General features: G+C 50.2%; 8 protein-coding genes. 1 reads left to right on the forward strand and 7 read right to left on the reverse strand.

Annotated features, from left to right (window positions below; all coding sequences use genetic code 11):
- Positions 1-4: 4 nt before the first annotated feature.
- The gene (locus tag BQ7489_RS06800; RefSeq protein ID WP_072530402.1) at positions 5-967 is read left to right on the forward strand and encodes a hypothetical protein; all 963 of its coding nucleotides are present in this window, start codon (positions 5-7) and stop codon (positions 965-967) included.
- 10 nt (positions 968-977) lie between these two features.
- Here BQ7489_RS06800 and BQ7489_RS06805 read toward each other — a convergent pair whose 3' ends face one another.
- The 7 genes from BQ7489_RS06805 to radA form a co-directional block, all read right to left on the reverse strand.
- Positions 978-1,235, reverse strand: coding sequence for a DUF3098 domain-containing protein (locus BQ7489_RS06805; protein WP_072530403.1), 258 nt, complete (start codon positions 1,233-1,235; stop codon positions 978-980).
- Between the two features lie 89 nt (positions 1,236-1,324).
- A complete protein-coding gene (locus BQ7489_RS06810; protein ID WP_072530404.1) occupies positions 1,325-4,738 on the reverse strand; it encodes a DUF2723 domain-containing protein in 3,414 nt (1,137 codons plus the stop codon).
- A gap of 166 nt (positions 4,739-4,904) precedes the next feature.
- The gene (locus BQ7489_RS06815) at positions 4,905-6,077 is read right to left on the reverse strand and encodes a helix-turn-helix transcriptional regulator (RefSeq protein ID WP_072530405.1); all 1,173 of its coding nucleotides are present in this window, start codon (positions 6,075-6,077) and stop codon (positions 4,905-4,907) included.
- Between the two features lie 153 nt (positions 6,078-6,230).
- Positions 6,231-8,699, reverse strand: a complete 2,469-nt coding sequence (locus BQ7489_RS06820; RefSeq protein ID WP_239496925.1) for a TonB-dependent receptor — start codon at positions 8,697-8,699, stop codon at positions 6,231-6,233.
- 102 nt (positions 8,700-8,801) lie between these two features.
- Entirely contained in the window at positions 8,802-9,383 is a 582-nt protein-coding gene (locus BQ7489_RS06825; RefSeq protein ID WP_072530406.1) for a helix-turn-helix transcriptional regulator, read from the reverse strand.
- A 34-nt stretch (positions 9,384-9,417) separates the two neighbouring features.
- Positions 9,418-11,091: an NAD(P)/FAD-dependent oxidoreductase gene (locus BQ7489_RS06830; protein ID WP_072530407.1), complete on the reverse strand. Its 1,674-nt coding sequence runs from the start codon at positions 11,089-11,091 to the stop codon at positions 9,418-9,420.
- Positions 11,092-11,173: 82 nt separating this feature from the next.
- Positions 11,174-12,547 carry a DNA repair protein RadA gene (gene radA, locus BQ7489_RS06835; protein ID WP_072532054.1) on the reverse strand — a complete coding sequence of 458 codons (1,374 nt, stop codon included), beginning with the start codon at positions 12,545-12,547 and terminating at the stop codon, positions 11,174-11,176.
- Positions 12,548-12,836 lie beyond the last annotated feature (289 nt).

The following is a 12,836-nucleotide window of genomic DNA, read 5'->3' on the forward strand; positions in this document are numbered from 1 at the left end:
AACAATGTTGAAGGTAAGATATGTCATAGGGTTGCTTGTATTACTGGCAATATGTATTACGCCTGCATGTCATTATCATGCCGATGTTGCAGGAAGTGGAACCGAGGCATCCGATAGTGATTCCGTCAGTGTCATAACGGAACGGAGTTATGTCCTGAATAGTAACTTCAAGGTAGTGAGCGATACCTTGTGGCTGCACCAGCTTCCTTTCAGAGATACTATACCTGTAGTAAAAGGCGACCAGCTTGTGGTTGCCGAGTTTGATGTACATCCCCAGGATTCTGTTGATTCCATTTGGGTAAAGGTAGCCCGTGACCAGGAAACGATAGGCTGGATACAGGAAGGACAGCTTTTGCAACATATCGTTCCGGTCGATCCTATTTCGCAGTGTATCCATCTGTTCAGCAGTTCGCATGCGCTTCCGTTTTTTCTGGTGTTGGCGGCTTTCCTGTTCTGGTTTGTATACCGTGCGGTGAAGCGCAAGCAGATCAAGCTTATCTGGCTGAACGATATCGACAGTGTATTTCCCATCATCATGTCATGGCTGATGGCTGTGGCAGCTACCATTTATAACAGTATCCAGCATTTTGTACCGATGACCTGGGAACATTATTATTATGACCCGTCACTGAATCCGTTTGATGTTCCTTTCATTCTGGGACTGTTCATCATTTGTGTGGGGCTGATCATTCTGCTGGGGGTAGCTCTGCTGGACGATTTGTTCCATCAGACCAAGGTCGAAGTGGCGTTCTTCTATATTTTCGGCCTGCTGTCCTATTGTATTCTGCTATATATTTTCTTTACTTATATTTGGGTATATCTGGCTTATATTTGTCTTGCCGGTTATTCGTATTGTTCCTTCCGGTGGTTGAGACGTTCCAACCGCTATCCGTACGCTTGTGGTGCCTGTGGGGCCAAAATGCGGCAGAAAGGTATCTGTCCGCATTGTGGCGCACTGAATGAATAGATGCATCCGGCTATTTCTTTCCGTGAGTGTCTGTCTGGAAACAGATGCCAACCAGGATGGTTATGAATCCTGCCAGGGTAACGGCTGGTGCTATAGCGGTGCGTTGTAGATCGAAGATGTCGGGGTCAAAACGCTCTTCTGTGGAGACTGGTCCGCAGAGAAGGCAGAATCCTGTTATGATCAGCAGATAGCCTGCCAGCATAATCAGGTAGTTGGTACGGTTGAACGGCGTTTCTGTTTTCTGTAAAGTCGGAGAATTTCTTTTCATTTTCTGTCTGTTCTTGATTCTTGTTTTCTGATATTTGTGTCATTGTAGGTCCGGGACATACCGAAATTTCTTTCGGACGAAGTCATGACTTATTTCTTTTCCTTTCCAGTATCGGGCTGTAAATAGCTTTGGAGCAGGTCCTTTACAAAGGAGGCATATGGGCTGCCGCATTGTGTCAGCCTTTTTTCGGCCAGCTGAAGCTGATGGATATAGTCGTACAGGTCCTGGTCGTGCGTAAGTATGTCTCCGGATATTCCCACCCGGATAACGGTGTCCCACTGATAAAGTGTACGTACCATGCTTTTTTCACTCAGCCAAAGTTTGCGGTCGGGAAGACTGTTGTACCAGTTGACGGTCTGCGAAAGGTTGTCGTAGGTATATTGCCAAAGTTTCCTTCCTTTTTCTTTATCCCCCAGGAGTGTGGTCAGGACACCGGCCCGGTAGCTATAGCTGTCGGGGTCGGATAATACCTGCGGATGTCTGATATGCTGTTCGCCGATAGTCAGGATGTTACGTGCTTCGGCATCTTTCCCCTGTCGGTGAAGTTCTTCGGCTGTTTCTGTAATGCAACGCTGCAGGGAAAGGGCCATGGATAAATTGGAATCGTCCAGGTACAGGTCGGGGTTTTCCAATCCGCCGAATTTGAATTTCCGGGTGATGTTTTGGTACATCTTTTCGGCGTCCAGCTTCCGGTCACCGGTATTGAAAGGAACGATTCGGTTGGCCATCCCTTCCTGCAGCAGATGGTCCGAGAGATCCAGATATTCGTTGACATTGACACTGATGGCTACATACAGAGGCCGTTCCCAATTACATTGCCGGATAAGGTCCAGCAGGATGATTCCGCTGCGGGTAAGGTAATTCCTGTTGCCGAGCCGGATAACCATCGTATCCGGAATTTCTGTTCCCGGGGGGGTAGTCATGCCCGAACGCCGTACTGCTTCTTTGTCGACTGGAATGTGGATCTCGTCGGTAGGGATGCACCGCATGCTTTCATCGTCCGATGTGAGCCAGTACTTCACGATGTTGTTCCATTCCCACGGATCTTCTCCGAACGGTTTACTTTCGGGATGTTCCCGGTAAATCTTCTCGATTTCGTCTTTCATACGGACAGGTGTCCCATCTTCTTTTGTTCCGATGACCGGATTGATGCGGGCATAGTCGTTCACGCCGTCACGGCAGAACGCTTTCGGTATGGATACCGGCAGGCCGGGGGCGGAGTAGGCTGGCTGCCGCATCTGTTCTACATACCATCCTCCGGTCAGATACATCAGGTTGCATACCCGGGCATCTCTGCGTACGCCTTCCACCTCGGTAGAATACCACAAGGGGAATGTATCGTTGTCGCCGTTGACGAAGAGGATGGGATTTCCTTTTTCCGGCAAGGTGTTCAGGTAGTTGTATCCGGTATCACGGCAAAGGTAGCGGTCGCTGCGGTCGTGGTCATCCCATGTCTGGCTGATTATCTGTATAGGAACCAGTATGGCAACAGCCAGTACTCCCAGGCATGCTTTGCGGGTATTCCATTTCTTTTTCAGGAAAGTATAGAGTGCGGCTGCCCCCATTCCTATCCAGATGGCGAAGGCATAGAAGGATCCGGCATAGGCGTAATCACGTTCTCTTACCTGGGCCGGTGTCTGGTTCAGGTAAAGGATGATGGCCAGTCCCGTCATTACGAATAGCATGAAGATGACAGAACATTGCCGCTGTCCGTTCCGTCCTTGGCGTATCTGCCAGAACAGTCCGGCCACCCCCAGCAGCAGAGGTATCCCGAAATATACGTTTCTGCCTTTATTGTTCCGCATGGAGTCGGGCAGGTCCTTGACATTACCGGTAAGCCACTTGTCGATGAATCCGAATCCGGTAATCCAGTTGCCGTTTTCTGTCTCTCCTACACCTTGTATGTCATTTTGTCGACCTACGAAATTCCAGAGGAAATATCTCCAGTACATGAAGTTGATCTGGTAGGATATGAGATACCGCAGATTGTCCCATAAGGAAGGGATGACAATGCGGGTATCTTCTCCCGAAATCTTGTCATGGTAGGTGACGGTCTTGCCTTGCAGTTCTCCCAGCCAGGAGCGGTACCCGTCGGCCGATTCTTCTTTGTACATACGTGGAAACCATACACAGGTTTCCGGCTGGTATACCGGAGTCATCTTGTGTCCGGTTGCCACATAACGTTCTTCGTCTGTATCGCACAGTTGGTTTATACGGCGGTATTCCGTTTCTCCTTCCTTGTATCGGGTTGTGAGATAGCCGTCTTTTTCCTCCCATGCATGCGGTGATACGAAAGTAGGGCCATACAGCAGAGGAATGTCACCGTATTGTTCACGTGCCAGGTATCCTTTCAAGGCAAAAGGATTGTCGGGCGACTGTTGGTTCATGGGTGGATTGGCTGTAGCACGGATGATGATCAGGGCGTATGAAGCATATCCGGTCATGATCATCAGCAGGCTGAAGCTGAATATATGCAGTATGCGCCATATACCCGGAGCAGCAGCTCTCTTCAGTCTCGGATAAAGTAGGCCGAATACCAGTCCGGCTGTCAGAAGCGTTACTGATATGATGATTGCGGTACTGCCCTGGAGAGTGATTCCCGACAGGCAGATACCAGCTAGCAGAGCTATGCACATACGTAAAGGTGAGCTTCCCTTCCGGCTTTCGGTACAGCTCCATATCAGGCATCCTGCCAGTATTGCGACATAGATGAGCATGCCAAGATTGTAGGGCAGGTGGAGTACGTTCACAGCCAGCAGTTCGGACAGTCCGGCTGCCTTCATTACTCCCGGCATAATCCCGTAGAGTACCGTTGCCATGATCAGGAACGACAGGCAGAGAGTTATGGCTGTACCTTTCTTGCCGGGTTTCTGAGTTTTCCGATAGTAGACAACCAGTCCGATGGCCGGTATGCAGAGCAGATTCAGCAGATGGACTCCTATCGATAATCCGATGATGTAGGCCAGCAGGATAATCCAGCGGTCACTCCGGACGGAATCGGCTTCATTTTCCCATTTCAGTATGATCCAGAACGAGAGGGCAGTGAGAAAGGACGAGAAGGCATAGACTTCACCTTCTACAGCCGAATACCAGAAGGTATCGCTGAACGCATAGGCCAGCGCTCCGGCGAAACCGCTTCCCATGACGGCTGCCATTCTCCATTTGTCTGTCTTTGGATTCTGTTCCGGAAGCAGGCGGTCGGTCAGATGGGTGATACTCCAGAAAAGGAAAAGTATACAGCCGGCGCTAAGCAGGGCGTTCATGATATTGATGCAATAGGCTATATATGTAGCGTCGGGGGCAAAATGGGAAAACAGATTACCGGCCAGCATAAAGAACGGTGCGCCGGGCGGATGTCCCACTTCCAGTCGGGCTGCCGAAAGGATAAATTCGGGACAGTCCCAGAAACTGGCCGAAGGTTCTACGGTAAGTACATAGACGATAGCTGAAATGACAAAGCAGCTCCAGCCACATATACGGTTGACGGTTTGATAATGTTGCATAACTTTGTTTTTGAAGGCAAAGTTAGCAGGTACGTCGGAAATGGTGAAGGAACAGGGCCGGACATTCGCATTGGCGATATTATTATATAATATATTGATAAATAGCGTATTATGGTGTATGGGAATTCTATCCTATGCGGACATCTGCATTTTGTATGCCGGATTTCTACGCTCTTTCTCCGGTATTTGTTCCCGTCTTTTCACATTCATCCATGTCCAGTTTCTTTTGCAGGCGGAACTTGGCTTTGGTAACCGATCCGGGGGAGATACCATAAAAGACAGCCAGTTGTTTGGTGGTGAATCCCAGTTTGGTCAGATAACAGAGTTCGATATCCCGTTCTGTCAGTCCGTCGGTCCGGGCCAGCCGGTCGGCATATCCCGGATAGAGTATTTCCGTAAACTCTTTCAACAGCTTCCATTCGTCTTTGTTTTGTACGGGCTGGTATGTAGGGGCATTTTTCATCCGGTTCAATAGGTTCACTACCTCTGTACTTCCATCGGACAGTAAGGCCTTTTCACGTTTCCGCAGTTCTTCTTCCTGCAATTTTATTTTGTTTTCCTGTTGCAGGTGGTAGTTGAGTTTTTCATACAACCGCCGGTTTTCTTCGGACGATATACGGCTGGCTTGTAGTGACCGTTGTTGCTCCTTCTTTTTCTTGCGGTATACTGCAGCCAGAAGTGTGAGCAGAATCAGGACTGTTCCCAGGAAGACGGTGAGCTGTTGCTGTTTTCTTGTTTCTGCTTGAGCTGCCTGTAATTCGGATTTCTGCTGCTTGTAACGGGCCTCCCAGTCGAGCAGCCGTTCCCTGTCATACAGGTTGCTTCTGGATTCAGGAAGCAGTGTTCCTGCCAGGTTCCCGAGGCCTTTGTCTTCCGGAAGAAGCAGTTTCGTGAGATTGTTCTGACGGGCTATGCGGTTGTTCAGTTCCAGAAAGTAGCGGGCAGTGTCGTTCCGGTTGAGCAGGGTATAGTCGAGGGTAAGCCGCCGGGTGGTTTCACAGAGCAGGGTCTGGTCGGTGAGGCGGCGGGCCAGGTTGTACCCTTCGCGGTGGCTCGCAACAGCTTTTTCGTAAAGTCCGTAGCTGCAGAGAAGATCTCCCAGCCGGTTATAAGTCTGTGCTTTCAGTACCGTGTCACGCCCGCTCTGGAGCAAGTCAAGGGCATCCCAGTAACAGACCAGTGCTTCCTTTATTTGTGAGGCCTTTTCGTGTTGCCGGCCTTTTTCCAACAGGGTATATACTTGCTGGTCTATGGATTCGGAACGGTGTGCATGGCTGCCCGAGCAGGCAGTCAGTCCGGTTATGAATAATGACAGAAGCAGGTATAGAAGACTTTTCATGGATGGATTCTGTATCGTTATCAGTTGTCGTAATACAAAAATTTTCAGTAAAAATACGAAAACCCGCGTATCGCGGGTTCTCTTTAAACTATTTTAATGTATATGGATGCTGGAGCTACTGAATTCACTCCATTGTGTATTGTGTTGTTCGGGTCAGAAGCGGCAACGGAGATCAATGCCTACCTGCAGTGGCCGTCCGTATTGTGCAAAGCCTCTGTTCATGCTTTCAAAATAGAACGCTTCGTATTTCTTGTTGAGTGCGTTGTTGATCCATAAGGCTATCTGTCCGTTTCCTTTGTTGAAATTGATACGCCCGTTCAGAGTTCCGTAGAGGGCCTGGCTGGCGTCATTCTTTTCAGTCCAGTATATCCGTCCGGCTGCATTGTAGTTGGCGTTCAAGGTGATGTTGTCCAGTAATGTACACTGCTTCAACCGGATGATGTATTGTCCGCCCACGCTGAAGGTATGTTTGGGAACGAAAGGCACGTAATGCCCGTTGTAGTTCTCGGTATCGCTGAGGGTATAGCGGGTAAAGGTGGCATAGGTATAGCCATAGTTTCCGTCCAGACTGAGAGCGTCCGTAATCTGCGTACGCAGTGCGGCTTCAAATCCCATGCTCCGGCTTTTTCCGGCATTGACTGTAACACGGCCCAGTCCGCTTTCGGCAAAACGGGAAATCTGCTGGTCGTGTGTATCCATATAGAAAGCGGCTATGTCGGTCTGGAGTTTTCCGTCGAGCAGGTCCAGATGGCTTCCTGCTTCATAGTTCCATGAATATTCAGGTTTGTATAAGGTAGCGGCTCTCACATCGGTGGCGGTTTCTGTAGCCAGCTTGTTCAGGATTCCGGTTATCTGGTCTTTCGTCTCCTGCGGAATCATGGGTATTCCTTCTACCGCCGGTACGGTGACACCGGCTACATCCTTCATGATGCTGCTCTGCATGTCGTTCTGCAGAATATCCGAGAACATCTGGATGTTGTATCCTCCCGAGCGGTATCCCTTCGATACCGTAATGTAGACATTGCCATGCCGGTTGAACTGGTATTGGAGTGATACTTTGGGTAACAGCTGCACGTAGTCATGCGTGAGTTCTCCTATGTAATATTTGCTTGCCTGGTAATCGGCTTCCGGAATCATCTCAATCACCGTATTCATGGGGCTGAGTACACCTTTCAGTCCGTAGGTATGGGTGAAATCGTAGCCTGTATGGTAATTGAATGTAAGCTTCTCATAATCCAGACGCAGGCCGGCAGTAAGTGACAGGCCTTCCATGCCGAACAGATCATTGAATGTAGACTGATGGAATACGGCTCCGTTCAGTACAGGCGTGTCGAAGTCGCCTCCTATAAGCAGCTCGTCACCTTTGATGTTGTCGCTGAACTGCATGTTCATGCTCATCGGGCCTACTTGTATGACAGGCATGTATTGGTTGCCGTAGGTATTAATCATACCGTTCAGCCAGGCAATACCGTCGGAACGGAAGGTGACGGGTGCCTGTGTGTGCAGTGACTGGTAGAACCCGCTTGCTCCGGTAATCCATTGCCAGCGTTTTCCCGGTTTCGATTTCAGAACCAGCTCTTCGCTTACCGTCTTTGCATTCTGTTTCTGCATCATGGTATAAAGGTCCTGCGACGTGAAATCTTGGTCGAGGTTCATCTGGTCATACAGGTACTGGAAGCCGGTGACGCTGCTCAATATGAAATTGTCGGCCTGATATTCGTAATTCAGTCCGGCATTGATCAGGTTACGTTTGTATCCGCAGGTACTGTTGTAGTTGATCTTGTCCAGGTCCTGCGGACGGTCTTCTTCCTTTCCGTCGGTACGGCCCATGTATTGGTACGGGTATCCTCCCTGGTTGGTATATTCATAATTAACGGTAAAATCCAGCCGGTTGTTTTCCGAAGGCAGCCAGATGGCACGGATACGGCCTCCGAATTCATTGTCGGTATCCACCCGTTTGCCGGTAAGGCTGTTCTGGAAGAAACCGCCTTTGTGCTCATAGAATACTCCGGAAGAAAAGGCGAAACGTTCGGAAATACGGTGGTAATGGGTTACCGATGCCTTGTAGTTGTTATAGGTGGCTGCACCCAGTCGTACATCCGTTCCCTGATAGCTGAATGGCGATTTGGTGAATACACGGATCAGTCCGCCCATGGTGTTGCGTCCGTACAGGGTTCCCTGCGGACCTCTCAGTACATCGATCCGTTCGATGTCGGAATAGTTGAAATCGAAAGCCGACTTGTCGATGAAGGGGATGTTGTCGACATACAGGCCCACGGCCGGAGTATTGATACGGGATCCGATTCCCCGCACATAGACCGAAGTGGTGAGTTTGGAACCGTAATCGGGGATGAACAGGTTAGGGACCCTGTTGGAAAGGGATTTGATGGAGGTTACCGACCGGTTACGCATTTCGTCCTGCGAGAATGAAGTGGATGATACAGGCTGCTGGCGCAAACGGTTGTTTTCCTTAGGGGTAGCTATCACCACAATCTCTTCTATGTCAATGACTTTTGTCGTATCTTTAGGCAGGTCGTTGCCCATGTTTCCGTCGTCGGGGGAAGCCATGGCCAATGAAGCGGCCAGGACAACCGACGGGATGGTCATTATAAGTCTTTTCATCAGTATACCTGTTTTGTACATATCAATTTTCCGGCTGCAAAGTAAAGATATACTCTAAAGATGTACAATCCTAATAAATGAGGATTTTGTCTGATAGGGTGTTTAGATGGTGTCAGGGTCTACATATCCGTGGAGTACCGCATAGATGGCCAGTCCCGATACTGATTTGATACCCAGTTTTTCTGTGATGTTCTTGCGGTGAGATATGACGGTGGTGAGACTGATGTTCAGCCTTTCGGCAATTTCCTTGTTTATCATTCCTTTGGTGATGAGTATCAGTACCTCGATTTCCCGGGGGGAAAGTTCGTGCTCCATGTCGGCCGGTACATTGCTGGAAACAGGATGGGGTCTGCCTTCGTGTCCGTATCCCCGCAGTTGCATGATGGATTTTACCAGTCTGTCTTGCGGCTGGTGCAGGTTCAGGGTAGGGACTCCGTTCAGCAGAGGCTGTTCGCCTGCCGAGAGTACAATGGTTTTCGGCCGGCGCTGCAGGAAAAACGAAGTATGTCTGAAATAGATCTGGCTGGAGATGAAATAATGTGCGTACATGTCGGGAGTATCATCGATCAGTGCTTCAAATGTGGGGAATACACGGATGGATGCTGCCGGGATGAGCTCTTCCAGTATGGTGCGCAGTCCCAGGGCGGTGAGGGTGTTCGGTTCTACAATGGCTATTTCGGACATAATTTTACGGATATGGGTTTGTTTCAGACAGGTTTCATTTCTCAGAGCCGGTTCCGGTGCCGATACCCAGGTAATTCGCCGCTGCTTCGGCGCATCGTTCACCGTCTACGCCTGCCGAAACGATACCTCCGGCATATCCGGCCCCTTCGCCGCACGGAAACAGTCCTTCTACCGTTACATGCTGCAAGGTTTCGTTGTCACGTACAATGCGTACCGGTGCCGAGGTACGGGTTTCTACCGCAATCATTACGGCATCATTGGTAAGGAATCCGCGCGAGCTTTTTCCGAACAGCTGGAAGCCTGTACTGAGTCGTCCGGCAATGAACGGAGGCATCCAGAAATGAAGCGGAGAGGATACCAGTCCCGGACTATAGGACGTGTCGGGCAGGTCATAGCTGAGTTTCTTGCGGGTAAAGTCCACCATGCGTTGCGCCGGCGCCGTCTGGCGCATGTTCCCTTGTTGCCAGCAAATCTGTTCCAACTGTTCCTGGAACTGCATCATGGCGAGAGTGTGTACACCGTTACTGCCGGTATCGGCTGTACGGCTTATCAGTTCTGCCGTTTCCGTTTCTGCTGAGTCCGGGTACGGTTCGTATCCCTGTACCTGCAATGTGGGATCCGAAAGATCTTCCGGACGTATTTCCACCACCATTCCCGAATTACTCCATCGTGTACCCCGGTTGCTTGGACTCATGCCGTTGACCACCAATTGGTGAGGGCCGCTTGCCGCAGGCACCACGAAACCTCCCGGGCACATGCAGAAGCTATATACACCCCGCCCGTCTACCTGTTGGACGAAGCTGTATTCGGCTGCCGGCAAGTACTTTCCCCTGCCGTTTCTGTTGTGGTATTGTATCTGGTCGATCAGGTGTGAGGAATGTTCCAGACGTACTCCTACGGCCAGCCCTTTCGCTTCCAGTTTCACCCCATTGGCGAAAAGCCAGCGGTAAACATCGCGTGCGGAGTGTCCGGTAGCCAGAATGACCGGTCCGCGAAAGACCTTTCCGGTATTTGTCTCGATACCTATGACTTTCTCCTTTTCGATGACCAGCGCATCCATGCGTGTCTGGAAATGGACCTCGCCTCCACAGGCAATGATCGTGTTACGCATGTTCTCTATGACGCGTGGCAACTTGTCGGTACCGATGTGCGGATGGGCGTCTACCAGGATGGAGGTACTGGCACCATGCTGGCAGAATACATTGAGAATCTTTTCGGTACTGCCACGTTTCTTGCTCCGGGTATAGAGCTTGCCGTCGGAATATGCTCCGGCTCCTCCTTCGCCGAAACTGTAGTTTGATTCGGGATTGACCTTGTGCTCCCGGCTTATCCTGGCCAGATCTTCCTTCCGTTCACGTACATTCTTTCCACGTTCCACCACAATGGGGCGCAATCCGAGCTCGATGAGCCTTAACGCGGCGAAAAGCCCTCCCGGTCCGGCACCCACCACAATCACTCCGGGCTTCCCTTCCACATTCCTGTATTCCGTCCGGGTATATTCGGTTTCAGACGGTTCTTCATTGATGAATACCTGTACCTTGACATTCATGAAAATGGTACGTTGACGAGCGTCGATGCTGCGCTTCAGTACACGTACGGCGTTGATGGTACGGATGTCCATCCCTTTTTCACTGCTTATGTAGCGTTTGAGTGAGTGTTCGTCGGCTGCCTGTTCGGGCAGAATGCGGAGTTGGTATTCGTGGATCATAATGATATTTTTTTGCAAAGATAAAGCAAAGAATGGATATAAAGTCAGTCCGGGTGAATATATTGGGCTGTCCGGTCCGGATTCATCCGAACAGTTGCCGGAAGGCTTCCTCCACTTTCCTTACCGGTATGAGTTCGATCTTGATTTTCTTGCGGTCCAGTCCCTGAAGGTTGTGCTTGGGTATGAGCATGCGGGTGAAGCCCAGCTTTTCCGCTTCACCGATGCGCTGTTCGATGCGGTTGACCGGACGTATTTCTCCGCTCAGCCCCACTTCTCCTGCCATGCATACACCCGTTTCAATTTCGGCATCCATGTTGCTGGACAATATGGCGCTGATGACAGCCAGGTCGATTGCCGGATCGTTTACCTTCAGTCCGCCGGCAATGTTCAGGAACACATCCTTTTGTGCCAGCTTGAATCCCACCCGTTTTTCCAGCACGGCCAGCAGCATGTTCATGCGCCGGAGGTCGAAACCGGTAGCCGAACGCTGGGGCATGCCGTATGCCGCTGTACTTACCAGAGCCTGTACCTCGATGAGGAAGGGGCGTACCCCTTCTATCGCTCCGGCAATGGCCACACCGCTCATGCCTTCATGGTCCTGGGTGAGCAACAGCTCGGAGGGGTTGCTTACTTGGCGTAAGCCATCCTGGCGCATCTCGTAGATACCCAGTTCGGCCGTACTTCCGAAACGGTTCTTGATACTCCGCAGGATGCGGTACATATAATGCTGGTCGCCTTCGAACTGTAATACGGTGTCGACAATGTGTTCCAGAACCTTAGGCCCGGCGATGCTGCCTTCCTTGTTGATATGTCCTATCAGGATGACCGGTGTCCCTGTTTCTTTGGCGAATTTCAGGATGGAAGCCGAACATTCACGTACCTGTACGATACTTCCGGGTGAGGAGTCGATGTTCTCGGAAGAGATGGTCTGGATGGAGTCGATGATGACCAGGTCGGGCACCGTATTCTTGATGTGGGTGAATATCTGTTCCAATGAAGTCTCACAGGCTATCAGCAGTTCGGAGTTATCGGGATGTGGAATCCGGGCGGCGCGCAGCTTGAGTTGGCGTGCGCTTTCCTCTCCCGAGATATACAGGACCTTTCTCCCGTTCAGCCTCAGCACCGTCTGCAGCACTAAGGTCGATTTGCCGATGCCGGGTTCACCTCCTATCAGAGTGAGCGAGCCTTCTACCAGTCCGCCTCCCAGCACCCGGTTCAGTTCCGCATCATTCATGTCGATGCGCTGCTCTTCACTGGAGTTGATTTCATGCAGCCTTTGCGGTTTTGACCGTACCGGTTCGATACCATGGGCCACGTGTTTGGCGACAGGTGCCTCTTTGCGCACCAGTTCTTCGGTAAAAGTGTTCCATTGTCCGCATGACGGACATTTGCCTGCCCATTTGGGAGATTCATATCCGCAATTGGTACAGATATATACGGTTTTTTCTTTAGCCATGTTTCTTCTTTTGTTAAGCTTCAGGTGCAAAGTTATCAAATTCCGGATAACAAATTCAGTATCGCCTGAAAACATCAAGGCGTTTTCAGGAAAGATCAAGAATTTCCGTTGAAAACATCAAGTTCTTTCGTGTGGAACGTCAGGTTGTCCGGAACGAAATTTCAAGTTGTTCGGAGACGTCTGGCATTGATGTTGTACGGTGGAGATTTGTTTGTTCTTCTTTTGTAACCTTCATCCGGATTGTTACATTTTGTTTTCACTTTATGATTTGTAATGAAAATTATTCATG

This window comes from Bacteroides ilei (genome assembly GCF_900128495.1).
GTDB lineage: Bacteria > Bacteroidota > Bacteroidia > Bacteroidales > Bacteroidaceae > Phocaeicola > Phocaeicola ilei.

Bases quoted from the DNA above. Each gene is read 5' to 3' on its own strand.
- BQ7489_RS06820 (WP_239496925.1), bottom strand. From the start codon at position 8,699: ATGAAAAGACTTATAATGACCATCCCGTCGGTTGTCCTGGCCGCTTCA.
- BQ7489_RS06815 (WP_072530405.1), bottom strand. From the start codon at position 6,077: ATGAAAAGTCTTCTATACCTGCTTCTGTCATTATTCATAACCGGACTG.
- BQ7489_RS06830 (WP_072530407.1), bottom strand. From the start codon at position 11,091: ATGATCCACGAATACCAACTCCGCATTCTGCCCGAACAGGCAGCCGAC.
- radA (WP_072532054.1), bottom strand. From the start codon at position 12,547: ATGGCTAAAGAAAAAACCGTATATATCTGTACCAATTGCGGATATGAA.
- BQ7489_RS06800 (WP_072530402.1), top strand. From the start codon at position 5: ATGTTGAAGGTAAGATATGTCATAGGGTTGCTTGTATTACTGGCAATA.
- BQ7489_RS06810 (WP_072530404.1), bottom strand. From the start codon at position 4,738: ATGCAACATTATCAAACCGTCAACCGTATATGTGGCTGGAGCTGCTTT.
- BQ7489_RS06805 (WP_072530403.1), bottom strand. From the start codon at position 1,235: ATGAAAAGAAATTCTCCGACTTTACAGAAAACAGAAACGCCGTTCAAC.
- BQ7489_RS06825 (WP_072530406.1), bottom strand. From the start codon at position 9,383: ATGTCCGAAATAGCCATTGTAGAACCGAACACCCTCACCGCCCTGGGA.